Source organism: Labrys wisconsinensis (assembly GCF_030814995.1).
Taxonomy (GTDB): Bacteria; Pseudomonadota; Alphaproteobacteria; order Rhizobiales; family Labraceae; genus Labrys; species Labrys wisconsinensis.
In genome coordinates this window covers 113,223-135,405 of the sequence record NZ_JAUSVX010000008.1, presented here as the reverse complement: position 1 = coordinate 135,405, position 22,183 = coordinate 113,223, and the positions used below count along the sequence as shown (strand labels likewise).

At 70.9% G+C, this 22,183-nt stretch carries 24 protein-coding genes; 16 read left to right on the top strand and 8 right to left on the bottom strand.

Annotation, left to right across the window (positions count from 1 at the left end):
• Nucleotides 1-52 precede the first annotated feature (52 nt).
• The 8 genes from phnG to phnN all read left to right on the top strand — a co-directional run bounded on the left by phnG (nucleotide 53) and on the right by phnN (nucleotide 6,618).
• A complete protein-coding gene (gene phnG / locus QO011_RS21025) occupies nucleotides 53-526 on the top strand; it encodes a phosphonate C-P lyase system protein PhnG (protein ID WP_307275937.1) in 474 nt (157 codons plus the stop codon).
• A complete protein-coding gene (phnH, locus tag QO011_RS21020) occupies nucleotides 526-1,122 on the top strand; it encodes a phosphonate C-P lyase system protein PhnH (protein WP_307275935.1) in 597 nt (198 codons plus the stop codon). The genes phnG and phnH overlap by 1 nt, the downstream gene beginning before the upstream one ends.
• Nucleotides 1,123-2,226 carry a carbon-phosphorus lyase complex subunit gene (locus QO011_RS21015; RefSeq protein ID WP_307275931.1) on the top strand — a complete coding sequence of 368 codons (1,104 nt, stop codon included), beginning with the start codon at nucleotides 1,123-1,125 and terminating at the stop codon, nucleotides 2,224-2,226. It begins immediately after the preceding gene.
• Nucleotides 2,223-3,128 carry an alpha-D-ribose 1-methylphosphonate 5-phosphate C-P-lyase PhnJ gene (locus QO011_RS21010; protein ID WP_307275928.1) on the top strand — a complete coding sequence of 302 codons (906 nt, stop codon included), beginning with the start codon at nucleotides 2,223-2,225 and terminating at the stop codon, nucleotides 3,126-3,128. Before QO011_RS21015 ends, QO011_RS21010 begins: the two co-directional genes overlap by 4 nt.
• A 275-nt stretch (nucleotides 3,129-3,403) precedes the next feature.
• The gene (gene phnK / locus QO011_RS21005) at nucleotides 3,404-4,195 is read left to right on the top strand and encodes a phosphonate C-P lyase system protein PhnK (protein ID WP_307275926.1); all 792 of its coding nucleotides are present in this window, start codon (nucleotides 3,404-3,406) and stop codon (nucleotides 4,193-4,195) included.
• Nucleotides 4,192-4,962 carry a phosphonate C-P lyase system protein PhnL gene (gene phnL / locus QO011_RS21000; RefSeq protein WP_307275925.1) on the top strand — a complete coding sequence of 257 codons (771 nt, stop codon included), beginning with the start codon at nucleotides 4,192-4,194 and terminating at the stop codon, nucleotides 4,960-4,962. Before phnK ends, phnL begins: the two co-directional genes overlap by 4 nt.
• The gene (locus QO011_RS20995) at nucleotides 4,910-6,061 is read left to right on the top strand and encodes an alpha-D-ribose 1-methylphosphonate 5-triphosphate diphosphatase (protein ID WP_307275922.1); all 1,152 of its coding nucleotides are present in this window, start codon (nucleotides 4,910-4,912) and stop codon (nucleotides 6,059-6,061) included. The genes phnL and QO011_RS20995 overlap by 53 nt, the downstream gene beginning before the upstream one ends.
• Nucleotides 6,058-6,618 carry a phosphonate metabolism protein/1,5-bisphosphokinase (PRPP-forming) PhnN gene (phnN, locus tag QO011_RS20990; protein ID WP_307275919.1) on the top strand — a complete coding sequence of 187 codons (561 nt, stop codon included), beginning with the start codon at nucleotides 6,058-6,060 and terminating at the stop codon, nucleotides 6,616-6,618. The genes QO011_RS20995 and phnN overlap by 4 nt, the downstream gene beginning before the upstream one ends.
• 9 nt (nucleotides 6,619-6,627) lie before the next feature.
• On the opposite strand, the gene QO011_RS20985 is transcribed toward phnN, so the two are convergent.
• The 4 genes from QO011_RS20985 to QO011_RS20970 all read right to left on the bottom strand — a co-directional run bounded on the left by QO011_RS20985 (nucleotide 6,628) and on the right by QO011_RS20970 (nucleotide 9,152).
• The gene (locus QO011_RS20985) at nucleotides 6,628-7,110 is read right to left on the bottom strand and encodes a DUF2059 domain-containing protein (protein ID WP_307275918.1); all 483 of its coding nucleotides are present in this window, start codon (nucleotides 7,108-7,110) and stop codon (nucleotides 6,628-6,630) included.
• Between the two features lie 115 nt (nucleotides 7,111-7,225).
• The gene (locus QO011_RS20980) at nucleotides 7,226-7,618 is read right to left on the bottom strand and encodes a type II toxin-antitoxin system VapC family toxin (protein WP_307275915.1); all 393 of its coding nucleotides are present in this window, start codon (nucleotides 7,616-7,618) and stop codon (nucleotides 7,226-7,228) included.
• A complete protein-coding gene (locus QO011_RS20975; protein ID WP_307275913.1) occupies nucleotides 7,615-7,905 on the bottom strand; it encodes a type II toxin-antitoxin system Phd/YefM family antitoxin in 291 nt (96 codons plus the stop codon). Before QO011_RS20975 ends, QO011_RS20980 begins: the two co-directional genes overlap by 4 nt.
• Before the next feature lie 53 nt (nucleotides 7,906-7,958).
• On the bottom strand, nucleotides 7,959-9,152 hold the full coding sequence (locus QO011_RS20970) for an ROK family protein (protein WP_307275911.1): 1,194 nt from the start codon (nucleotides 9,150-9,152) through the stop codon (nucleotides 7,959-7,961).
• A gap of 198 nt (nucleotides 9,153-9,350) precedes the next feature.
• Here QO011_RS20970 and QO011_RS20965 point away from each other — a divergent pair, with 198 nt between their 5' ends.
• The 6 genes from QO011_RS20965 (at nucleotide 9,351) to QO011_RS20940 (ending at nucleotide 16,734) form a co-directional block, all read left to right on the top strand.
• Entirely contained in the window at nucleotides 9,351-10,385 is a 1,035-nt protein-coding gene (locus QO011_RS20965) for a sugar ABC transporter substrate-binding protein (protein WP_370881987.1), read from the top strand.
• A gap of 93 nt (nucleotides 10,386-10,478) precedes the next feature.
• Entirely contained in the window at nucleotides 10,479-11,498 is a 1,020-nt protein-coding gene (locus QO011_RS20960; RefSeq protein ID WP_307275909.1) for a hypothetical protein, read from the top strand.
• A 117-nt stretch (nucleotides 11,499-11,615) separates the two neighbouring features.
• On the top strand, nucleotides 11,616-12,629 hold the full coding sequence (locus QO011_RS20955; RefSeq protein ID WP_307275906.1) for a carbohydrate kinase family protein: 1,014 nt from the start codon (nucleotides 11,616-11,618) through the stop codon (nucleotides 12,627-12,629).
• A 98-nt stretch (nucleotides 12,630-12,727) separates the two neighbouring features.
• Nucleotides 12,728-14,197, top strand: a complete 1,470-nt coding sequence (gene xylB, locus QO011_RS20950; RefSeq protein WP_307275903.1) for a xylulokinase — start codon at nucleotides 12,728-12,730, stop codon at nucleotides 14,195-14,197.
• Between the two features lie 518 nt (nucleotides 14,198-14,715).
• Nucleotides 14,716-15,822 (top strand): DmpA family aminopeptidase, encoded by a 1,107-nt coding sequence (locus tag QO011_RS20945; protein WP_307275900.1) that lies wholly within the window; start codon nucleotides 14,716-14,718, stop codon nucleotides 15,820-15,822.
• A 204-nt stretch (nucleotides 15,823-16,026) separates the two neighbouring features.
• Nucleotides 16,027-16,734: a DUF1013 domain-containing protein gene (locus QO011_RS20940; RefSeq protein ID WP_307275897.1), complete on the top strand. Its 708-nt coding sequence runs from the start codon at nucleotides 16,027-16,029 to the stop codon at nucleotides 16,732-16,734.
• 33 nt (nucleotides 16,735-16,767) lie between these two features.
• On the opposite strand, the gene QO011_RS20935 is transcribed toward QO011_RS20940, so the two are convergent.
• Genes QO011_RS20935 through QO011_RS20925 form a run of 3 tightly spaced genes read right to left on the bottom strand, consistent with a single transcriptional unit; the run spans nucleotide 16,768 to nucleotide 18,537 of the window.
• The gene (locus tag QO011_RS20935) at nucleotides 16,768-18,102 is read right to left on the bottom strand and encodes a tetratricopeptide repeat protein (RefSeq protein ID WP_307275895.1); all 1,335 of its coding nucleotides are present in this window, start codon (nucleotides 18,100-18,102) and stop codon (nucleotides 16,768-16,770) included.
• The gene (locus QO011_RS20930; RefSeq protein ID WP_307275893.1) at nucleotides 18,089-18,283 is read right to left on the bottom strand and encodes an alpha/beta fold hydrolase; all 195 of its coding nucleotides are present in this window, start codon (nucleotides 18,281-18,283) and stop codon (nucleotides 18,089-18,091) included. Before QO011_RS20930 ends, QO011_RS20935 begins: the two co-directional genes overlap by 14 nt.
• 47 nt (nucleotides 18,284-18,330) lie before the next feature.
• Complete coding sequence (locus QO011_RS20925; RefSeq protein ID WP_307276476.1) at nucleotides 18,331-18,537, bottom strand: YdcH family protein; 207 nt, start codon at nucleotides 18,535-18,537, stop codon at nucleotides 18,331-18,333.
• A gap of 298 nt (nucleotides 18,538-18,835) precedes the next feature.
• Between QO011_RS20925 and QO011_RS20920 the strand changes: the two genes are divergently transcribed.
• Nucleotides 18,836-19,015 (top strand): YdcH family protein, encoded by a 180-nt coding sequence (locus QO011_RS20920; RefSeq protein ID WP_307275890.1) that lies wholly within the window; start codon nucleotides 18,836-18,838, stop codon nucleotides 19,013-19,015.
• A 184-nt stretch (nucleotides 19,016-19,199) separates the two neighbouring features.
• Complete coding sequence (locus QO011_RS20915) at nucleotides 19,200-20,498, top strand: DUF6600 domain-containing protein (protein WP_307275888.1); 1,299 nt, start codon at nucleotides 19,200-19,202, stop codon at nucleotides 20,496-20,498.
• A gap of 24 nt (nucleotides 20,499-20,522) precedes the next feature.
• Here the strand turns inward: QO011_RS20915 and QO011_RS20910 are convergent, their stop codons facing one another.
• Nucleotides 20,523-22,151, bottom strand: coding sequence for an acyl-CoA synthetase (locus QO011_RS20910; RefSeq protein WP_307275885.1), 1,629 nt, complete (start codon nucleotides 22,149-22,151; stop codon nucleotides 20,523-20,525).
• Nucleotides 22,152-22,183 lie beyond the last annotated feature (32 nt).

Here is a 22,183-nt window from a genome sequence, read left to right as displayed (position 1 = left end):
AGTTGTCTATACCATTAGACAAATTCGTTGCATAGATCGGGATCAACCACGCATGGCGACCGCGAAACCGCAAGGACCATCTGCCGAGGAGATCGAGGAGCGGCGCTCGGCCATGCGCCTGTGCGCCGAGGCGACGCGCACCGAGCTCGCCGCCGCCCTTCAGGCGCTCGCCCCCGTGCCGGCGGCCGGCGACCTGCGCCGGCCCGAGACCGGGCTGGTGATGCTGCGCGGCCGCGCCGGCGGCGACGGCGCGGCCTTCAACCTCGGCGAGGCCAGCGTGGTGCGCGCCGCCATCCGGCTCGAAGGCGGCGGCACCGGCTTTGCCTATCATCTCGGCCGCGATGCCGCCCGGGCGCGCCAGGCGGCGATCCTCGATGCGCTCTGGCAGCAGCCGGCGCGCCGGCAGGCGGTGGAAGCGGCGCTGGCTCCGGTGGCCGCCCGGCTCGCGGCGGAAGCAGCCCTCGCCGCCCGTCAGACCGCCGCGACGCGAGTCAATTTCTTCACCATGGTGCGGGGAGAGGACTGATGGCCGCCGATCTCGCCCTCGGCTTCGCCGATCCCGTCGCCGACTCGCAGTCGGTGTTCCGCGCCGTCATGGACGCCCTGGCACGCCCCGGCACCATCCGCCCCCTGGCGACGGCGCTGCGCCCGCCCGCCCCGCTGACATCGGAGCTCGCCGCCGTGGCGCTGGCGCTGGCCGACCACGAGGCGGCGCTCTGGCTCGACGCGCCGCTCGCCGCCGTTCCTGATGTCGCCGAGTTCCTGCGCTTCCACACCGGCGCCACCATCGTCGCCGAGCCGGAGAGGGCCGCCTTCGCCCTCATCGCCGACACCGCCGCGCTGCCACCCTTCGAGCGCTTCGCCATCGGCACCGACGCCTTCCCCGACCGGTCGACCACGCTGGTCTGCGCCGTGGCGGCGCTCACCGGCGGCCCGCCGATCGCCCTCGCCGGCCCGGGCATCAAGGGCCGCGCCGCGCTCGCCGTACGGCCGCTGCCGGCCGACTTCGCCGCCCAGGCCCGGGCCAACCACCGGCTGTTCCCGCGCGGCGTCGACCTCCTCTTCGTCGCCGCCGGCGGCGTCGCCGCCCTGCCCCGTTCCACCAGCCTTCCGGAGGTCTAGATGTATGTCGCCGTCAAAGGTGGTGAACAGGCCATCGACAACGCCCATCGGCTGCTGGCGCAGGTTCGCCGCGGCGACCCCGCCATCCCCGAGATCGGCATCGGCCAGATCGAGGGCCAGCTCACCCTGGCCGTCGACCGCGTCATGGCCGAGGGCTCGCTCTACGACCGCAGCCTCGCCGCGACCGCGATCAAGCAAGCCCGCGGCGACCTGATCGAGGCGATCTTCCTCACCCGCGCCTTCCGCACCACCCTGCCGCGCTTCGGCCATGCCGAGCCGCTCGACACCAGCGCCATGGCGATCCGCCGGCGCATCTCCGCCACCTTCAAGGACCTGCCGGGCGGCCAGGTGCTCGGCCCGACCTTCGACTACACGCATCGCCTGATCGACTTCGCTCTCGCCGCCGAGGCCGATCTCGGTGAGGACGCGCCGGCCGAGGCCGAGGCACCGGCAGGGCCGACGGCCCGTGTCACCGACATTCTCGACGGCGAGGGCCTGATCGCGCGCGAGGCCACGGCGCCCGACGAGGCCGAGATCGGCGATCTCACCCGCACGCCGATCGATTTCCCGGTCGAGCGCGACATCCGCCTGCAGGCGCTGGCCCGCGGCGACGAGGGCTTCCTGCTCGGGCTCGCCTATTCCACCCAGCGCGGCTTCGGTCGAACCCACCCCTTCGTCGGCGAGATCCGCTTCGGCGAGATCGAGGTCGAGTTCGTGCCGGAGGAGCTCGGCTTCCCCGTGCCGCTCGGGCGCGTCGCGCTGACGGAATGCCAGATGGTCAACCAGTTCCACGGCTCTGCCGAGGTGCCGCCGCAGTTCACCCGCGGCTACGGCCTCGTGTTCGGCCAGCTCGAGCGCAAGGCCATGTCGATGGCGCTGGTCGACCGGGCGCTGCGTGCCGGCGAATTCGGCGAGGAGCGCGGCGCCCCGGCACAGGACGAGGAGTTCGTCCTCTCCCACTGCGACAACGTGCAGGCGACCGGCTTCGTCGAGCACCTGAAGCTGCCGCATTATGTCGACTTCCAGGCCGAGCTCGACCTGGTGCGCCGGATGCGAGCGGAGCATGCGGCGCAGGCCATGCCCTTGAAGGAGGCGGCGGAATGAGCGGCAACGATCCGACGGCCGGGACCGGCTACAACTTCGCTTATCTCGACGAGCAGACCAAGCGGATGATCCGCCGCGCCATCCTCAAGGCGATCGCCATCCCCGGCTACCAGGTGCCCTTCGCCTCGCGCGAGATGCCGATGCCCTATGGCTGGGGCACCGGCGGCGTGCAGGTCACCGCGGCGGTGATCGGCCCGGACGACACGCTCAAGGTGATCGACCAGGGCTCGGACGACACCACCAACGCCGTCTCGATCCGCAAGTTCTTCGGCAAGACCGCGGGGGTGGCCACCACCACCGTCACGGCGGAGGCAACGATCATCCAGACGCGCCATCGCGTGCCCGAGACCCAGCTGGCCGAGGGCCAGATCCTGGTCTACCAGGTGCCGATCCCCGAGCCGCTGCGCTTCCTCGAGCCGCGCGAGACCGAGACGCGCAAGCTGCATGCGCTGGCCGATTACGGGCTGATGCACGTCAAGCTCTACGAGGACATCGCCCGGCACGGCCACATCGCCACCACCTATGATTATCCCGTGGAGGTGGCCGGCCGCTACGTCATGAACCCCTCGCCGGTCCCCAAGTTCGACAATCCGAAGCTGGACGACTGCGCGGCGCTGCAGCTCTTCGGCGCCGGCCGCGAGAAGCGCATCTATGCCGTGCCGCCGCACACAAGGGTGCGCAGCCTCGATTTCGAGGACCACCCCTTCCGCATCCAGAGCTTCGCCCAGCCCTGCGCGCTCTGCGCCGCCGAGAGCGCCTATCTCGACGAGGTGGTGCTCGACGACCGCGGCGGACGCATGTTCGTGTGCTCCGACACGGATTTCTGCGCCGCCCGCCGCGCGGGCGGCCACAGGGGCGCCATGCTGGGCGAGGCGCCGGCCGGGGAGGTGCGGCATGGGTAGGTTCGATCGCCGCATCGCCGCTTCGCCCACGACGCCAACCGCCCCCCTCCCCCTTGTGGGGAGGGGTGAGGGGTGGGGGTCCATCCAAGTAGAGCGCGACGCATGTCGCGGAGCGCCCTTTACCAGCCGCTTCGCTTCATTCTGCACGACCCCCATCCCTAACCCTTCCCCACAAGGGGGAAGGGAAATGGCGGGCGTCGCGTCTTGTCCTGCGCCCGGTCCCCTCAGCCGGCTCCCCAAGCTCACCGCCACCCACCCACCCCTGGGAGCCCCCCATGCCTGACGTCCCCCTCTCCGACAGCCCCCTGCTCTCCGCCAGGAGCCTCACCAAATATTACGGCCGGCAGCTCGGCTGCGCCGATGTCTCCTTCGACATCCACGAAGGCGAGGTGCTGGCGGTGGTCGGCGAATCCGGCTCCGGCAAGTCCACCCTGCTCGGCCTGCTCTCCACCGAGCTGGAGCCGAGCGCCGGGCAGGTGCTCTACCGCATGCGGGACGGCGAGACGCGCGATCTCCTCGCCCTCACCGAGGCGGAGCGGCGCTTCCTCCTGCGCACCGACTGGGGCTTCGTGCGCCAGGACGCCCGCGAGGGCCTGCGCATGGGCGTCTCGGCCGGCGGCAATGTCGGCGAGCGATTGATGGCGATCGGCGCCCGGCACTACGGCAACATCCGCGGCGCGGCGCTCGACTGGCTCGGCCGGGTGGAGATCGCCTCCGACCGCATCGACGAGACGCCGGCCGCCTTCTCCGGCGGCATGCGCCAGCGCCTGCAGATCGCCCGCAACCTCGTCACCCATCCGCGCCTGGTGTTCATGGACGAGCCGACCTCCGGCCTCGACGTCTCGGTCCAGGCCCGCCTGCTCGACCTCATCCGCGGCCTGGTGGCGGAGCTTGGTCTGGCTGTCATCATCGTCACGCATGATCTGGCGGTGGCGCGCCTTCTGTCGCACCGCATCATGGTGATGCGGCACGGGCGGGTCGTCGAGACCGGCCTGACCGACCAGGTGCTCGACGATCCCCAGGAAGCCTATTCGCAACTCCTCGTCTCCTCGGTGCTGGCGGCATGACCCCTGATCATCCCATCCTCGTCGTCGAAGGCGTCGGCAAGTCCTTCACGCTGCACCTGCGGGACGGCGCCACCATCGGCATCGTCGCCGATGTCGGCTTCGGCGTCGGCCCGGGCGAATGCGTCGTGCTCGGCGGGCGCTCGGGCGCCGGCAAGTCGTCGATCCTCAAGATGATCTACGGCAATTACCGCGCCAGCGCCGGCCGCATCCTGCTGCGCCACGCCGGCGGCGTCGTCGACGTGACGCGGGCCGAGCCGCGCCGCATCCTGGCGCTGCGCCGGGACACGATGAGCTATGTCAGCCAGTTCCTGCGCGTGATCCCGCGCGTCTCGACGCTCGACATCGTGGCCGCCGCCGCCCGCGAGACCGGCCTCGACGCCGAGGCGGCGCGGCAGCGCGCCGCCGGGCTGCTGACGCAGCTCAACCTGCCCGAGCGCCTGTGGAGCCTGCCGCCCGCCACCTTCTCCGGCGGCGAGCAGCAGCGCGTCAACATCGCCCGCGGCTTTGCCCCGGACCGTCCGCTCCTGCTGCTCGACGAGCCGACCGCCTCGCTCGACGCCGCCAACCGCGCCGTGGTGGTGGAGATGATCCGCGAGAAGAAGCAGCGCGGCGTCGCCGTCCTCGGCATTTTCCACGACGACGACGTGCGCGAGACCGTCGCCGACCGCATCATCGACGTCACCCGATTCGCCAGCCCAGCCGAGAGTGCCCGCCATGATCGAACCGACCAGCTTCCTCATCGCCAACGCCACGCTGGTGCTGCCTGACCGGGTGATCGAGAACGGCTGGCTGGCCGTCGAGGACGGCCTGATCGCCGCGATCGGGGACGGCGCGCCGCCGGAGAAGGGCCTCGATCTCGCCGGCGACCTGCTGCTGCCCGGCCTGGTCGAGCTCCACACCGACCATCTGGAAGCCCATTACGCGCCGCGTCCGCATGTGCGCTGGCATGCCCCGAGCGCGGTCACGGCCTATGACGCCCAGCTCGCGGCCGCCGGCATCACCACCGTGTTCGATTCGCTGCGGGCCGGCTCCGACGCCGATTCCGCCTCGATCGGCAAGGACCTGATCGACCTCGGCGAGGCGGTCGACGCGGCACGCGCCGCCGGCCACCTGCGCATCGACCACCACACCCACCTGCGCTGCGAGATCGCCTCCCCCGACGTGGTCGAGCAGGCGGCCGACTTCGCCGGGCGCTTCCCCGTGCACATGATGTCGCTGATGGACCATACGCCGGGTCAGCGCCAGTTCCGCGACCTGGAGACCTGGCGCCGCTTCTACATGCGCAAGACGCCGCTGAGCGACGCCGAGATCGAGGTCTTCGTGCGCCAGCGCCTCGACCTGCACGAGCGCTTCGCGCTGCGGCACCGCAAGGCCCTGGTCGAGCTGGCCGAGGCGCGCGGCATCGTGCTGGCGAGCCACGACGACGCCACCGAAGGCCATGTCGTGGAGGCTGTCGGCAACAAGGTCGCCATCGCCGAGTTCCCCACCACGCTGGAGGCGGCGGCGGCCTCGCACAAGGCCGGCATTGCCGTGCTGATGGGCGGGCCCAACATCGTGCGCGGCGGCTCCCATTCCGGCAATGTGGCGGCGGAGGACCTTGCGAGGGAAGGCGTGCTCGACATCCTCTCCTCCGACTATATCCCGTCCAGCCTGCTGATCGCGGCGCTGGAGCTGCCGCGCCGCGTGCCGGCCATCACCCTGCCCACCGCCATCGCCATGGTGACGCGCTCGCCGGCGCGGGCGACCGGCCTCGCCGACCGCGGTGCCCTGGAGCCGGGGCTGCGTGCCGACCTCGTGCGCGTCCACCTCGCCGACGCGACCCCGATCGTGCGGCGCGTCTGGTCGCGGGGGCGGATCGCGGCATGAGCACCGGCGCCTTCGTCTGCGTCGTCGGCCCCAGCGGGGCCGGCAAGGACGCGCTGATCGGCGGGGCGCAGCACCGGCTCGCCGGCGACCCGCGCTTCCTGTTCCCGCGCCGCCTGGTGACGCGGGCGAGCTCGGCCTTCGAGGACCATGACAGCCTCAGCGAGGACGCTTTCGCCCATGGTGTCGCCGAGGGCCGCTTCGCGCTGAGCTGGCGCGCCCACGGCCTCGGCTACGCCCTGCCGGGCGAGCTCCTCGCCGCGGTCGACCGCGGCGCCTGCGCCGTCTGCAACGTCTCGCGCACCATCATCCCCGAAGCCCGGCGGCGCTTCGGCCAGGTGCGGGTGGTGCTGGTGACGGCGCCGGCCGAGGTGATCACCGCCCGCCTCACCGCCCGCGGCCGCGAGAGCGCCGAGGCGATCGCCGCCCGCCGCGCCCGCGAGGAGGCGATGGACGACGTCGGCGTCGACCTCACCATCGTCAACACCGGGACGGTCGAGGACGGAGCGGAGCGGCTGGCGGCGTTCCTCGCGCGGCAGGTGGCCGAAGCGATCGCCTGAACCGGCGCCTCACGGCTGCGCCGTGCGGGCCGCCTGCTCCTTGCGGTAGTCGTCCATCACGCTCTGGGCCATCTCGCGCCCCCACTGGGCGCCGACCGTCGTCATGAACTGGGCGATCTCGGGCTGCTTCGCGATCAGGTGCTGGCCTGACGGCGAGTGGTAGAAAGCTACCAGGTTCTGGAGGTCCTCGTCGGAGAACTCGCGCGCGTAGATCTGCGCGGCAAGGTCGGTCAGCTTGTCCAGCTGCGGGTCCATCTTGGCGAGGATGCGGGTATTGAAATCGTCGATCGACTTCTCGGTGCCGCCCTGCTTCAGCAGCAGCGGCTTCAGCTGGGCGAGGATGGTCGGGAACACCCGGCGCATGTTGTCGGTGGCGTGCGAGGCTTGAACCGCCTCGCGAGCGAGCGCGAGACGGCTCTGTTCGTCGGCCCGCGCGGCACCGCCGCCACCGGCCAGGATCAAGCTCAGCAGAGCCGTGCCCAGGATGCGCATGATGACGTTCCGAGATTGCAGGTGTGGCGGGAGACGCGACCGCCCTACAACCTACCCGATCCTGCCCCTCCGTCAATGGACGGCCTGTCGCAGCCGGGCCGATATGCCGCGAGGGCTATCGCCCCTGCAGGGCCGCCGGCACGTCCGTCCTCGCGAAATCCTCACCGACGAAGATCAGCGGGCAGCCATGGTCCGCCGCAATCGCATAGGCGAAGCAGTCGCCGAAATTGAGGCCCGCCGGATGGACGCCCTTCCCCCACCGGCCATAGGCATCGGCGACCGCGCGTGCCGTCGCCGCGGTCACCGGCACGACCTTGAGACCGAGGCGCTCGATCAGCCCCGCCATCTCCTCGCCGACGCCGCGCCGCCGCGCGACGATCATCGCCTCGGCGACGGTTCCGGCCGAGATCAGGATGGATCCGTCGACGGCCAGCGCCGCGATGCATGCGTCGGCCTGCGACTCGTTCAGGAGGATCGCCATCAGTGCCGACGTGTCGACCGCGATCATTCCGGCAGGCCGTCCTCGCCGTAGAGGAAATCCTGGCTCCGCGCCGCGCCGGCCCCGCGGCTCGCCTTGGCGACGCTGGCAGCCCGCGCCGCCTCGAGCAGCGCCTGACGGGATCGCGCCGTCATGGCCGGGGCGACCGGCTCCAGGCGCACCGCCGGGCGGCCGTGGCGGGTCAGGACGACCTCGTCGCCGGCGAGCGCCCGGCGCACCAGCTCGGTCAACTGCCCCTTGGCAGCCGTGACGGTGATCTCGGTGACGCGCTTCTTCTGGTCCATCTGCTGGTCCATGCCTTGCCCCTCAGATGGACCATCGGATGGTCCACGTCAATGCGGCCCGGCCCCTATGCCGCCCTCTTCTCCAGCGCCTTCTCGATCAGCCCCTCGACCGTGCCGGGCTTGAGCTGCTCGTCGATCACCAGTTGCGCCGCGCCGAGGATGCCGGCATCGCTCCCCATGCGGCTGGCGACGATCTCCAGGTCGCGCACCGCCAGCGGCAGGCAGCGCTGATAGACGTGCTCACGGATGCCGGCGAGCAGGTGCTCCCCGGCCCGGGCCAGCGTGCCGCCGACGACGATCACGGCCGGATTCAGCACGCTGACCACGTCGGCCGCCACCTGGCCGAGCACCCGGCCGGCGCCGCGCACGCCCTGGATCGCCTCCGGGACGCCGGCATCGAACAGCGCCATCACGTCGCGGGCGTCGCGGGCCTCGAAGCCGGCCTCGCGCAGATCGCGGGCGATCGCCCACCCCGCCGCCCGCGCCTCGAGGCAGCCGCGCTTGCCGCAGCGGCAGAGCGGCGCCGTCGGCGCGTCGAACTGGATATGGCCGATGTCGCCCGAGGCGCCGCGGGCACCGCGATAGATGCGTCCGCCCATGATCATGCCACTGCCGATGCCGGTGCCGGCCTTGATGAAATGCAGATCGTCTCGATCCGGCCACATCAGGCGATGCTCGGCCAGCGTCATCAGGTTCACGTCGTTGTCGGCGAAGACGTCGATGGCGAGCTCGCGCCGCAGCACGCCCCGGATGTCGAAATCGTCCCAGGCCCGCATCACCGACGGCCCGACCACGCGCCCGAGATCATAGTCCACCGGCGCCGGCAGGGTGAGGCCGAGGCCGAGCACCGGCGCCGTCCAGTCGGCCCGCCGCGCCAGGAGATCGCGGCAGCCGCGGCTGATCGCCTCGAGGATCGCCGCCGGCCCGCTGGCCACGTCCATGGCGACCAGGACCTGGTCGAGGACCCGGGGGGCGAGGTCGGTCAGCGCCATGCGGATCACGCTCTCGCCGATATCGGCGGCGAGCACCGTGCCGAAGCCGGTGTTCAGCGCCATGGTGCGGGCCGGGCGGCCGCCGCTCGGCAGCGTCGCCTCGGCCTCGACGATCAACCCCGCCTCGAACAGCACGGCGAGGCGCTGGGCGATGGTGGCGCGCGACAGGCCGGAGACCCGCTCCAGCGCCGGCCGCGAGGCGGCCTGCCGCGACAGGATCAGCGACAGCACCGGCCCCGCGCCGGCCGTGGTCAGATGTCCGCGCATGGCACCACGCCTTCCCTTCGATCCCGGATCGAGTCGGACGTCTCTCAGCCAGGGTAAACTATTGTATAATTTAAGGCGTAAGTCAAACCAGATACGCTTGACATCGCGCAGAAACCGGCAATACTTCCGCCGCTACCGGCAAGGCCGGCCGACAAGAATGCCGCCCCGTCCGAGGGTGGAGCAACCGGAGGAAACGACATGAGCCTGAAGAGTTTCGCGCGCCCTCTCGCCCTCGCGGGCGTCGCCGCCCTGGCGCTGATGAGCGGCTCGGCCTATGCCGCCGACAAGATCCTGATCGGCTTGATCACCAAGACCAACACCAACCCCTTCTTCGCCAAGATGAAGGAAGGCGCCGAGGCCAAGGCCAAGGAGCTCGGGGTCGACTTCCAGGCCTTCGCCGGCAAGTATGACGGCGACAACGACGCCCAGGTCGCCGCGGTGGAGAATCTCGTCGCCTCCGGTGCCAAGGGCATCCTGATCACCCCGAGCGACACCAAGGCGATCGTGCCGACCATCAAGAAGGCACGCGACGCCGGCGTGCTGGTGATCGCCCTCGACACGCCGCTCGACCCGATCGATTCCGCCGACGCCACCTTCGCCACCGACAATCTCAAGGCGGGCGAGCTGATCGGCGCCTGGGCCAAGGGCACGCTCGGCGACAAGGCGAAGGACGCGAAGATCGCCTTCCTCGACGCCATCGAAAGCCAGCCGACCGTCGACCTGCTGCGCGACCAGGGCTTCATGAAGGGCTTCGGCATCGACATCAAGAATCCGAACCGCTACGGCGACGAGGACGATCCGCGCATCGTCGGCCACCAGTGGGGCAAGGGCGCCGAGGAAGGCGGCCGCACCGGCATGGAGAACCTCCTGCAGAAGGAGCCGGGCGTGAACGTCGTCTACACCATCAACGAGCCGACCGCCGCCGGCGCCTACGAGGCGCTGAAGGCCGTGGGCCGGGAGAAGGACGTGCTGATCGTCTCGGTCGACGGCGGCTGCCCGGGCGTCAAGAACGTCAAGGACGGCGTCATCGGCGCCACCTCCCAGCAATATCCGCTGCTGATGGCGTCCATGGGCGTCGAGGCGGTGGTCGCCTTCGCCAAGGAAGGCAAGAAGCCGGAGAAGACCCCCGGCCTCGACTTCTTCAACACCGGCGTGTCGCTGGTCACCGACAAGCCGGTCGACGGCGTCCCCTCCATCTCGGTGGAGGAAGGCCTGAAGAAGTGCTGGGGCTGAGGCACCCGGCAGACCGGCTGCCCACCCGCCAATAGAGCCTTCGGGGGAGCGGCCACGGCCGCTCCCTCTCGACCGTAGAGAACGAGGATCATCATGACGCGCGCCGACGAGAAGCTCGCCCGGATCCGGGCCGGCCGTTACACCCGCTCCGACTTCATCATCGCCGACGCCAAGGACGGCGACATGGGCCCGAGCCTGACCTCGACCGGTCCCAACCGCGCCCGGGACGGCAGCTGGTCGCGCTATCGCACCCGCGCCGAGTTCCTCGATCAGATCCAGGCGATCGTCGAGCAGGACGTGGTCGACATCATGCTGACCTCGGCCTCCAACCTGGAGGCGCTGCACCAGCGCGGCGTGTTCCGGACCAGCAAGGTCAAGCCCGCCATCCGCGCCAACGACACCACCGACATCTGGGTGATGCGCGGCGCCACCTACGCCAAGCGGCCCTCGCGCCCCTTCCGCTCCGCCTCGCTCTCCCACGTCGCCACCGGGACGGACGCACCAGCCCCAGGCCAGCCCATCGTCGGCACCGACCTCGGCCTCTATTCCATCACCTTCAACAACGACCTCGACGCCGACTATGCCTCGCTCGAGGCCTTCTCCGCCTTCCGCGCCGACGCCTCCGCCAACCGGTTCAAGTACTTCCTCGAAGTCTTCAACCCCAATGTCGACACCGGCATCGACCCCGCCCTCCTGCCCCATTACGTCAACGATTGCATCCTGCGCTGCATCGCCGGCGTCACCCAGGCCCAGCGCCCCGAATTCCTCAAGATCGCCTATAACGGCCCCAAGGCCCTGGAGGAGCTCGCCGGCTTTGATCCCGGCGTCATCGTCGGCGTGCTCGGCGGCGGCGCCGGCACCACCCGCGACTGCTTCGAGCTCCTGGCCCAGGCCGAGAGATACGGCGCCCGCGTCGCCCTGTTCGGCCGCAAGATCAACCTGGCCGAGAGCCCCCTCGACATGGTCGCCACCATGCGCGAGGTCGCCTCCGGCAATCTCGCGCCGTCGGAAGCCGTCCGCGCCTATCACGGCGCCCTGCAGAGGCAGGACATCAAGCCCACCCGCGACCTCGCCGACGACGACGTCGTCACCGAGGCCGTGCTGAAGGGCTGAGGCGCCGGCGCGGCCCTCGGGCCGCGCCCTCCCATTCGCGACGAGGTCGCGAAGGTGCAATGACGTCGCGAAGATGTTCGCGACGAGGTCGCGAAGACGCAACGAGCTTGCAACAACATGACCGAAAGCCGCAAGGGCATCGTCACCGCCGGCACCTGGTGCGTCGACCGCAACATCGGAATCGAGTTCTGGCCGGGCGAGGACGGCCTCGCCGAGATCGACGACATTCAGCCGCGCGGCGGCGGCTCGGGCTGCAACCTCGCCTGCGACATCCGCCGGCTCGACCCGTCCATCCCGGTCGAGACCATCGCCCTGGTCGGCGACGACGCCAACGGCCGATTGCTGCTCGCCCAGGCCGACGAGTTCGGCATCGGCCGCAGCCGCATGATCGTCGCCCCCGACGCGACGACGCAGTGCACCGACGCCTATATCTCGCGCCGCTCCGGCCGGCGCACGCACATCTATCTCGCCGGCACGGCGACGCTGCTGACGCCCGACCATTTCGATCTCGACGGCCTCACCGGCCGCTTCTTCCATCTCGGCCTGCCGGGCGTGCACAAGCTGATGGACGCGCCCTGGCAGGGCGATGCCAACGGCTGGGTCACCGTGCTCAAGCGCGCCCGCGCCGCGGGGCTGGAGACCAACCTGGAGCTCGCCAGCGTCGAGCGCGAGCGTCTCTCCGCCCTGGCGCATGCCTGCCTGCCGCATCTCGACATGCTCATCGTCAACGACACCGAGATCGGCGCCATCGGCGGCGAGGACACGGTGCAGGGCGGCGTCACCGATGTCGAGGCCTGCATCCGGGCCGCCCGCAGCGCCCTCGACCAGGGCCCGATGCGCCTGGTCGTGGCGCATTTCCCGCTCGGCGCCGTGGCGGTGACGCGCGAGGGCGCCGTGGTGCACCGGCCCTCGGTGCGCGTGCCGCCCGAGGCGGTGGTCAGCGCCAACGGCGCGGGCGACGCCTTCGCCGCCGGCGTCGTCTATGGCCAGCATCAGGGCTGGAGCCTGGAGGACAGCCTGTCGCTCGCCCACGCCTCGGCCGCCGCTTCGCTGCGGGCGATGTCGACCGTCGACGGCATGGCCTCCTGGCAGGAGTGCCTGGACCTGGCGCAGCGCTGGGGCTGGCGTTGAGCGGCGGCGCCGCCGGCGCCGGGATCACGCCGCCGCCCCTTTGCCGGCGCCCGATCTTGCGATAGGCCTGTCGCGAGCCTCGCATCCGGAAGCATCCCATGTTCCTCGGCATCGACCTCGGCACCTCGGCGGTGAAGATCAACCTGGTGGACGAGCACCAGAGGGTGGTCGCCTCGGCCGACCGGGCGCTCCACCCGGTGCAGCCCCGGCCGCTGTGGTCGGAGGACGATCCGGAGAGCTGGTGGACGGCCGTCGCCGACGGCCTCGACCAGCTCGCAGCCGAGCATCCCGCCGCCATGGCCGCCGTCGCCGGCATCGGCCTCTCCGGCCAGATGCACGGGGCCCTGCTGCTCGACGGCGAGGACCGGCCGGTGCGCCCGGCGATCCTGTGGAACGACGGCCGTGCCGCTGCCGAGGCTGCGGAGCTCGCCGGGCTCGGCGAGGCCGTGCAGGCCGAGATGGGCGTGCTGGCCATGCCGGGCTTCGCCGGTCCGAAGATCCTGTGGCTGGCCAAGCACGAGCCGGAGACGATCCGGCGTGCCCGCCATCTCCTGCTGCCCAAGGACTTCATCCGCCTCAAGCTCTGCGGCGAGCGGGCCACCGACGTCACCGACGCCGGCGGCGCCTGGCTGCTCGACGAGGCGAACCGGCGCTGGTCGCCGACGGCGCTGGGAGCCTGCGGCGTCGATCCGGCCTGGCTGCCGCGCCTCGTCGAATCGCGCGAGCCGACCGGCACGCTGCGCCCCGAGATCGCTGCGCGCTGGGGCATGGGCACGGGCGTGGTGGTGGCCGGCGGCGCCGGCGACGCCACGGCCGGCGGCATCGGCATCGGCTCGGTGCACGAGGGCGACGGCTTCCTGTCGCTCGGCACCTCGGCCCAGATCTTCGCCGCCGCCGCGGCGCATCGGCCCGATCCCGGCCGCATGGTCCACGCCTTCTGCCACGCCGTGCCGGGCATGTGGTGCCGCATCGCCGCTCTGCTCAACGGCGCGAGCCCCCTCGCCGCCGCGGCGCGCTGGACCGGCAATGCCGAGATCGGCGTGCTGCTGGCCGAGGCCGAGGCCCGCTTCAAGGGCCCCTCGCGCCTGCTCGCCCTGCCCTACCTCTTCGGCGAGCGCACCCCGCACAACGACCCGCACGCCCTCGGCGCCATCGTCGGCCTCACCGCCTCGACCCATCGCGCCGACCTGATCCAGGCCGTGCTGGAGGGCGTCGCCTTCTCCCTCGTCGACGGCCTCGACACCCTGGCCGCCTCCGGCACCCGCTTCGAGCGCCTCGCCTTCATCGGCGGGGGCACCCGCTCGCCCTTCTGGGCCCGGATCATCGCCTCGGCCATGGGCGTGGCGCTGGTGAAATACGACGCCTCCGACCGCGGTCCGGCCTTTGGCGCCGCGCGGCTCGCGCGCCTCGCCGCGACCGGCGAACCGGTGGCCGACGTGGTCGTGGCGCCGCCGGTGCAGAGCGTCATCGAGCCCGACCCCACCCTGCACGAGGCCTACAAGCCGCGCATCGAGGCCTTCCGGTCGCTGTACCGGGCGCTGAAGCCGGAATTCGCGCGGGGGACGTGACGCTACGGCGAGGCCGTGGAACGATCACGGCCGGCGAGACACACCCTCTGCCGGGCCCCAAGGACGGCACGTCCCACCGGGAGACCGTGGTGAGCAAGGGAATTGGCGGCGAAAGACAAAGAAGGGCCTGGGCCGCCCTCGAAAGAGGCTGCGACCTCTATGAGCTCGGCGACATCGCGGAGGCTTCAAAAGCGTTCATGGCGGCGGCCAAGCTGGGTCTTCCACAGGCGCAGGTCAATCTTGCGAACATCTATGACGATGGCAAGCTCGGCTTCACCGACCGGAAGACGGCGAGATACTGGTACAGGCGCGCGGCTGCGCACGGGCTTCCGCAAGCCGCCTGCGGCATGGCGATATCCTACAAGAATACCGGAAACCAGAAGCGATATTTGTCCTGGATGGAGCGAGCCGCCGCCTTGGGCGATGAGGATGCCCGCGCCATGCTCGAGTCGAAAGCAACCCTGAAGGCCCGATCTCGCGCAACGCCTTCGGACAGCATGCCCTGTGGAAATCCGACCATGAGCAGCCATACCCCCTCCGGCCGGCCCCGCGCCCGCCACTACGCAATTCCCTTCGACGGCCGGCCCGGTCCCGCCAATGCCATCACCGACGTGCCCGGCGTCTCGGTCGGCTATGTCACCCTGATCCAGGGCGAAGGTCCGCTGGTCGTCGGGCAGGGCCCGGTGCGCACCGGCGTCACCGCCATCCTGCCGCGGCCGCGGGCCGAGCTGGCGACGCCGGTCTTCGCCGGCCTCCACAGCGCCAACGGCAATGGCGAGATGACCGGCGCCCATATCATCGCGGAGATCGGCGCCTTCGCCTTTCCCGTCACCATCACCAACACCCATTCCTGCGGCGTGGCGCGCGACGGCACGCTGCGCTGGCTGCAGCAGGCCCTGCCACAGGTCCTCGAAGAGGACGCCTGGGGCCTGCCGGTGGCGGCCGAGACCTATGACGGCTTCCTCAACGACATCAACGGCCACCACGTCACCATGGCGCACGTCGCCCAGGCCATCGAGGCGGCGGGGCCGGGCGCGATCGAGGAGGGCAGCGTCGGCGGCGGCACCGGCATGATCTGCTACGACTTCAAGGGCGGCTCGGGCACCGCCTCGCGCCTCGTCGCCTGGCAGGGGCGGACCTTCACGGTCGGCTGCTTCGTCCAGGCCAATTTCGGCAGGCGCCGCAACCTGATCATCCGCGGCCGGCGCGCCGGCGCAGAGCTCGCCGAGCCGGGCATGGCCGAGCGCACGCCGCGCCGGGAGAAGGGCTCGATCATCGCCGTCGTCGCCACCGACGCCCCGCTCCTGCCCCACCAGCTCGCGCGCCTCGCCCGGCGCGTGCCGCTCGGCGTCGCCTGGACCGGGGGGCTGGGCTATCACAGCTCCGGCGACATCTTCCTCGCCTTCTCCACCGCCAATGGCGCCGCCGCGGCGGCGCCTTCCGGGACCCTGGCGCAGGCGAGCTGGGTCCCCGACGCCGACCTCGACCCCTTCTTCGACGCGGTGGTCGAAGGCGTCGAGGAGGCGATCCTCAACGCCCTCGTCGCCAATGCCGACATGACCGGGCGCGACGGCAACTTCGTCCCGGCGCTGCCGCGGGCCTGGCTGGAACGGGCGTTCGGCTAAGGCGTCGTCCGGGGACAAGGAAAGCGGTCCGGCATGGCCGGCCGGATTGTGACGAGGCCTGTCGCAATCGTCTTTCCTTCGCGCCGGTGCCTCGCTATATAGGGGCCTTATCCCGACAACAGGCTTGCGTCGGGCTTCGTCCCGGGAGGCCGGGGCGGGGCGGCGGCGACAGCTTGCCTGGAAGCCGTTTCAAGGAGAGGCACCATGAACGCCCCGCTGATGCCAAAGGCGACCGCCGTCTGGCTGGTGGAGAACACCGCGCTGACCTTCGACCAGATCGCCGATTTCTGCAAACTCCACCCGCTCGAGGTGAAGGGCATCGCCGACGGGGAAGTCGCGGCCGGCATCAAGGGGCAGGACCCGGTGACCTCCAGCCAGCTGACGCGCGAGGAGATCGCCCGCGGCGAGCGCGATCCGCGCTATCGCCTCAGGCTGGCCGAGCCCAAGACCAAGATCGCGGTGTCCAAGGTCAAGAAGGGGCCGCGCTACACGCCGGTGTCGCGCCGCCAGGACCGGCCGAACGCCATCCTCTGGCTGGTCAAGAACCATCCGGAGCTGAAGGATGCGCAGATCATGCGCCTCATCGGCACCACCAAGACCACCATCGCCGCCATCCGCGACCGCACCCACTGGAACGCCCAGCAGCTCACCCCGATGGACCCGGTGATGCTCGGCCTGTGCTCGCAGATCGATCTCGACTTCGAGGTCAACCGCGCCTCCAAGGACCGGCCGACCGAGGCCGACAGCGGCGCCACCCTGCTGCCGGCGGAGATCACCACCGGCCCGGCCGACCGTGCGCCGCGGGCCGAGGATCCCTTCGCCGCCATGCCGAGCCGGCCGAGCGAGCGGGAAGAGGACATCGACGTCGAGAGCGTCTTCGCCAAGCTCAAGGGGCTGAAGCAGAAGGACTGAGGCGAGCGCCGGGCCGCGGCACCGCCCGTCTCCTCAGCCGTGCCCGACGGTCGCCCCTGCGGCGGCCTCGTAGGCGCGCCGCGTGCGCTCGGTCGGCCGCACTGCCAGCCGCTCGGCCAGCAGGGCGCGCGCCAGGCCCGTCCGGCCGGCGCGCTGCGCGGCCGCGATCAGCGTCTGGGTTACGAGGTCGCGCTGGGCGTGGCTGCCGCCGATGCGGATCACCTTGTAGCGGATCGGCAGGATGCGCTCGATGGCGCGGACATGGTCGCCCTCGGCGAAGGCCAGCACGCCCTCGATCAGGCGCAGGCCGACGTCGGCGGTGATGTCGCGATTGTCGCCGCGTCCGTGCCGGACATAGGCGTCGATCGATCGGCGCAGGCGCAGGACGCCGTCCCGGTCCCCTGCCCGCGAGACGGCGAGGGCGATGTGCAGGTCGTTGAACGCCAGCACGTGGTCGTCGACATGGGCGAGCCATTGCTCGGCCACCGGCTGCCAGCGATCGCCGGCATCGCCGCCCGCGAGCTCCAGCCGCCAGAGCAGGGCTGCGGCGTCGACGAGATCGAGCAGCGAATCGCCGGCGAGCTTGGGCGCGACGAAGCGGTCATAGTCTGCCAGCACCTCCTCGAAGCGGCCCTCCTCGATCAGGTAGAGCGCGAGGTGCCAGCCATTGTGGACGGAGAGCGCATGCGCCTTGCTCCAGGCCGGGCGTGAGGCCTTGAGGAAGTCGATGCCCTCGGCCTGCCGGCTCTCGGTCTCCAGCACATGCGCGACGGCGTGCACCGCCCAGCCGTCCTCGCCGTTGCGGGCGATCGCGGCCCGGCCGACCTCCTCGGCGCGGCGCAGCTCGCCCGCCTCCTCCAGGCCGAAGGCGTATTGGCCGAGGACATAGCCGTAGGTCTCGCCCTGAGGGTCCCAGGCCGGCAACACGCGCGCGACGGAGTCGCGGATGCTCAGGGAATGGCCGAGGTAGAAATAGCTGTCATGGGCGAAGCGCAGCGCCAGGGCGTCGGTGGGATGGTCGACCAGGATGTCCTCCCAGATGTCCGTCGCGCCGATGATCTCGCCGGCCGCCCAGGCCCTGGCGGCGGCGAGATGGCGCTGCTCGCGCGGGCTCGCGCCGCCGATGGAGGCCTGCGCCGCGCCGAGGGCGCCGGTCACGGCCGGATTGTCGCCGCGCAGGCCGTTGAGCAGCAGCAGCGAGGCGATGGCGCTATGGCCGAGCGTGAAGGCCGGATCGGCGGCGACGGCCTCCTGCAGCGTGGCGACAGGATCGCCCTTCCAGGCATAATAGTCCGCGACGGCCCGGTCGAGCGCCGCGGCCGACGCCGCGCCGCCCGTCACCGCGAGGCCTTGGCTATCCCGCGACATGGCGAAGCTCCTTCCTGGCCGAGAGGCGTGGCTCCTCCGGCGACAGGAGGAATGTCTCGATATCGCGCGCGACCCGCTCGGGTATCTCCCGGTGCGGCGCATGGCCGACGCCGGGATCATGGATGGGGGTGAGGTCTCGGATATGGCGGGCGAGCGTCACCTGCGCGCCCTTGTCGACCACCGTATCCTCCACGCCCCACAAGGCAAGGGCCGGCTGCAGTCGGTCGCTCAGGCGATGATGTCGGGGGTGAGCTGGTCCTCCAGGAAGGCGATGCGGTCCTTGAGGGACAGCTTGCGCTTCTTCAGGCGCTGCAATTGCAGGCGGTCCGGCGAGCCGACCTCCTCCAGCGCCATGATCGCGGCGTCGAGGTCGCGGTGGTCCTGGCGCAGCCGGCCGAGCTCGATCTGCATGGCCGCCTCCTCCTCATCGGTCAGACGCTCTACCACGCCTTCGGCTCCCTGCATTGCAGGGCGGATTATGGCCTCCGCCCCCCCGCGCCGCAAGCACGCTGGGGCGGCGCGAGCGGCTCTCCCCAGGACGATGGCGCGCCGCGCATCCCGCGCCGCTGCGGCCGAAGGCGGTTGAAGATTAGCCGGTCCGGCGAAACGTTTTCGCGTGGGTGATTTTCGCTTTGCACAATAAATCCGGCGACGTTACGATTCGATCGTCTCGACAGCATGACCAATTCATGACAATCTCACGGGGTCCGAAGGTGCACAAGGAGGACCATCTATGCCCGTGCAGTCGCATCTGGTGGAATTGGAACGCAAACACAATTCACTCGAGGCGGAATTGGTAGAGGCTCTGGCACATCCCTCGTATGACGATCTCAAGATTGCCGAGCTCAAGCGCAAGAAATTGGCGCTCAAGGACGAGATTGCTCGCTTGAAAAAATCAGCGACGGTGCACTAAGAACAGGCGTAACAACCTTCGAATCCCGCGCCGCCGGTCCGGAACATCCCGGCCGGCGGTTTTCATTGAACGACCTCGCCCCCCGGCCTGCCGCCTCGCCGCGGGGCCTCCGGCGTCCGACGTGCCGGAAAGCACAGACACCGCAGCATCCGGCTGTCATGGTGCCGCTGAAGCGGAGGTCGCCATGCGTCCGGATTCCATGCCTTCGTCGCGCCGGCTCGTGCCGGGCGTCGCCCGCGGCCTGCGCTTGGGCATCCTGCTCACGGTCCTCGTCCTCGCCGGCGCGCTGCTCGCCGCCGGGGGGCAGACTCCCGCCTTCGCCGCGGCCGGACAGGCCATTGCCCAGGGCATCCCGCCGACCTTGGACGACTTCAAGCAGACGCTGAGCCAGTATGGCCGCTATGTCTATTCGGAACGCTACGGCAATGTCTGGCGGCCGAGCACGCTGCCGCCCGGCTGGCATCCCTACCCCGCCTGCCACTGGGCCTATGACCGGACCTATGGCTGGATGTATGACGACCAGACGCCCTGGGGCAAGATCGTGCATCACTATGGGCGCTGGGCCCATGACGACGATGCCGGCTGGGTCTGGGTGCCCGGCGCCGAATGGAGCCCCGCCTGGGTGATCTGGCGCACCAGCCCGGACTGGTCCGGCTGGGCCCCCACCCCGCCGGCCGCCGACCAGCAGGAGACCACCGTCGCCGCCTTCGAATCGGACAAGCAGTGGACGTTCATCGAGACGGCGAAGCTCGCCAACCGCTGCGACGCCGAGCCGGCCGCCGCGCCCGCCGACGTGTTCAAGTCGACCACGATCGTGACCACGGTGAAGATCATCAGGAACGTCGCGGTCTACGTCATCGCGCCGCCGCCCGGGGTCGTGGTCGTCGACTACGACACCGGCCCGATCGCGCCCTGGCCGTCGGCCTTCCTCGGCGACTGGATCTCCCTGCTCAGCGCGGTGTCGGCCGGCGCGCCGATCGCCTTCCAGGCCGCGGCGCTCTGCGCGGCCCCGGCCGCCGCGCCGCAGCCGTTCAAGTCCCTGCCGCCCCCGCCGCCCGGCCTCATCCCGCAGGGCCAGCCGAAGCTGCGGCAGGGCCGGCTCGTGCCCGATGCGCCGCCGCCGGCGCGCATCATCCGCCGCGGCCCCGTCGTCCAGGATCCGCCCGTGGTGGTCGAGCGCCCGCCCATCGTCGTGGAGCGTCCTCCGGTGGTGGTGGAACGCCCACCCGTCATCGTCGAGCAGCCGCCGATCTACCGGCCCGGGCGCCCGCGGCCACCCGGCCGCTGGCCGCCGCCGGACCACGGCCCCATCGTCGAAGGCGGCGGCCATCCGCCCCGCGGCCCGGGCGGCGGACGCTATCCCGGCGACATCCGCTTCCCCGGCGGGCGGCCCCCGATCTTCCATCCCGGGCCGGGCAACCGCAACATGCCCTTCCCGCGCCGGCGCCTGCCGATGGAAGGCGGCGGACCGATCGTGCGCTGACGCGGCGCCGGCAAGGGCCGGCGATTACAGCGCCTTCGCCATGTCCCGCAGCCGGAACTTCTGGATCTTGCCGGTCGAGGTCTTCGGAATCTCGGCAAAGACGACGTGCCTCGGCACCTTGTAGCGGGCGAGATTCTGCCGGCACCAGTCGATCAGCTCCTGCGCCGTGGCGCTGGCGCCGGGCTTGAGCTCGACGAAGGCGCAGGGCGTCTCGCCCCAGGTCTCGTCGGCCCGCGCCACCACGCCCGCCGCCTGCACCGCCGGATGCTTGTAGAGCGCCTCCTCCACCTCGATGGAGGAGATGTTCTCGCCGCCCGATATGATGATGTCCTTGGAGCGGTCCTTGAGCTGGATGTAGCCGTCGGGATGCTTGACCCCGAGGTCGCCGGAATGGAACCAGCCGCCGGCCAGCGCCTGCCGCGTCGCCTCCGGGTTCTTGAGATAGCCCTTCATCACGATATTGCCGCGGAACATCACCTCGCCCAGCGTCTCGCCGTCGGCCGGCACCGGCCGCATCGTCGCGGGATCGAGCACGTCGACCGCTTCCAGCGGCACGTAGTTGACGCCCTGCCGCGCCTTCTTCGCCGCCTGGCCGGCGGCATCGAGCGCGTCCCAGGCGCCCTGCCACTCGTTCACGACAGCCGGCCCGTAGGTCTCGGTCAGCCCGTAGAGATGGGTGACGCCGAAGCCGGCCGCCTTCATCCCCGCCAGCACCACCTCGGGCGGCGGCGCCGCGGCGGTCATGAAGGAGACGGCATGGTCGAACGGCCGCTTGTCCTCGGCGGGTGCATTGATCAGGGTCGACATCACGATCGGCGCCCCGCAGAGATGGGTGACCTGGTGGGCGGCGATCGCCTCGTACATGGCCGGGGCGCGCACCTGCCGCAGACACACATGGGTGCCGCCCAGGATCGAGATCGTCCAGGGAAAGCACCAGCCGTTGCAGTGGAACATCGGCAGGGTCCAGAGATAGACGGGATGGCGGCCCATGGCCGCGCTCAGCACGTTGCCGACCGCGGTGAGATAGGCGCCGCGATGGTGGTACACCACGCCCTTCGGGTTTCCGGTGGTGCCCGAGGTGTAGTTGAGCGTGATCGCGTCCCATTCGTCGGCCGGCGGCCGCCAGGCGAAATCCTCGTCCCCCTCGGCCAGCAGCGCCTCGTAGTCGAGCGCACCGATCGCCTCCCCGCGCGAGGGCGCCAGCGCGTCGTCATAGTCGACCACCAGCGGCTTCGCCGCGGCCAGCGCCAGCGCCTGGCGCATCACCGGCGAGAACTCGCGGTCGACGATCAGCACCCGCGCCTCGCCGTGGTCGAGGCAATGGGCGAGCACCGCGGCGTCGAGCCGGGTGTTGAGCGCGTTGAGCACGGCCCCCGCCATCGGCACCCCGTAATGGCATTCCAGCATCGCCGGCGTGTTGGCCAGCATGACGGCGACCGTGTCGCCGCGGCCGATGCCGCGCCGCTGCAGCGCCGAGCCGAGCTGCTTCGACCGCTCCCAGAAGCTGCGGTAGTCGCGGCGCAGCGCGCCATGGATGACGGCCGTGCGCTCGGGGAACACCCGCGCCGCCCGCTCCAGGAAGACGATCGGCGTCAGCGGCTGATGGTTGGCGGGCGTGCGGTCGAGGTCGACGTCGTAGGGCGTCGGGTTCATGCGGTCTCCCCTGGGTGCAAGCCTTTTGCGAG

Coding starts and splice junctions, on each gene's coding strand:
- phnK (WP_307275926.1), top strand. CDS start 3,404: ATGCCTGACGTCCCCCTCTCCGACAGCCCCCTGCTCTCCGCCAGGAGC.
- QO011_RS20935 (WP_307275895.1), bottom strand. CDS start 18,102: ATGTCGCGGGATAGCCAAGGCCTCGCGGTGACGGGCGGCGCGGCGTCG.
- QO011_RS20995 (WP_307275922.1), top strand. CDS start 4,910: ATGATCGAACCGACCAGCTTCCTCATCGCCAACGCCACGCTGGTGCTG.
- QO011_RS20970 (WP_307275911.1), bottom strand. CDS start 9,152: ATGCGCGGACATCTGACCACGGCCGGCGCGGGGCCGGTGCTGTCGCTG.
- QO011_RS20960 (WP_307275909.1), top strand. CDS start 10,479: ATGACGCGCGCCGACGAGAAGCTCGCCCGGATCCGGGCCGGCCGTTAC.
- QO011_RS20920 (WP_307275890.1), top strand. CDS start 18,836: ATGCCCGTGCAGTCGCATCTGGTGGAATTGGAACGCAAACACAATTCA.
- QO011_RS20975 (WP_307275913.1), bottom strand. CDS start 7,905: ATGGACCAGCAGATGGACCAGAAGAAGCGCGTCACCGAGATCACCGTC.
- phnH (WP_307275935.1), top strand. CDS start 526: ATGGCCGCCGATCTCGCCCTCGGCTTCGCCGATCCCGTCGCCGACTCG.
- QO011_RS20955 (WP_307275906.1), top strand. CDS start 11,616: ATGACCGAAAGCCGCAAGGGCATCGTCACCGCCGGCACCTGGTGCGTC.
- QO011_RS20945 (WP_307275900.1), top strand. CDS start 14,716: ATGAGCAGCCATACCCCCTCCGGCCGGCCCCGCGCCCGCCACTACGCA.
- QO011_RS20940 (WP_307275897.1), top strand. CDS start 16,027: ATGAACGCCCCGCTGATGCCAAAGGCGACCGCCGTCTGGCTGGTGGAG.
- QO011_RS21010 (WP_307275928.1), top strand. CDS start 2,223: ATGAGCGGCAACGATCCGACGGCCGGGACCGGCTACAACTTCGCTTAT.
- QO011_RS20915 (WP_307275888.1), top strand. CDS start 19,200: ATGCGTCCGGATTCCATGCCTTCGTCGCGCCGGCTCGTGCCGGGCGTC.
- QO011_RS20910 (WP_307275885.1), bottom strand. CDS start 22,151: ATGAACCCGACGCCCTACGACGTCGACCTCGACCGCACGCCCGCCAAC.
- phnL (WP_307275925.1), top strand. CDS start 4,192: ATGACCCCTGATCATCCCATCCTCGTCGTCGAAGGCGTCGGCAAGTCC.
- phnG (WP_307275937.1), top strand. CDS start 53: ATGGCGACCGCGAAACCGCAAGGACCATCTGCCGAGGAGATCGAGGAG.
- QO011_RS20985 (WP_307275918.1), bottom strand. CDS start 7,110: ATGCGCATCCTGGGCACGGCTCTGCTGAGCTTGATCCTGGCCGGTGGC.
- xylB (WP_307275903.1), top strand. CDS start 12,728: ATGTTCCTCGGCATCGACCTCGGCACCTCGGCGGTGAAGATCAACCTG.
- QO011_RS21015 (WP_307275931.1), top strand. CDS start 1,123: ATGTATGTCGCCGTCAAAGGTGGTGAACAGGCCATCGACAACGCCCAT.
- QO011_RS20980 (WP_307275915.1), bottom strand. CDS start 7,618: ATGATCGCGGTCGACACGTCGGCACTGATGGCGATCCTCCTGAACGAG.
- QO011_RS20965 (WP_370881987.1), top strand. CDS start 9,351: ATGAGCCTGAAGAGTTTCGCGCGCCCTCTCGCCCTCGCGGGCGTCGCC.
- phnN (WP_307275919.1), top strand. CDS start 6,058: ATGAGCACCGGCGCCTTCGTCTGCGTCGTCGGCCCCAGCGGGGCCGGC.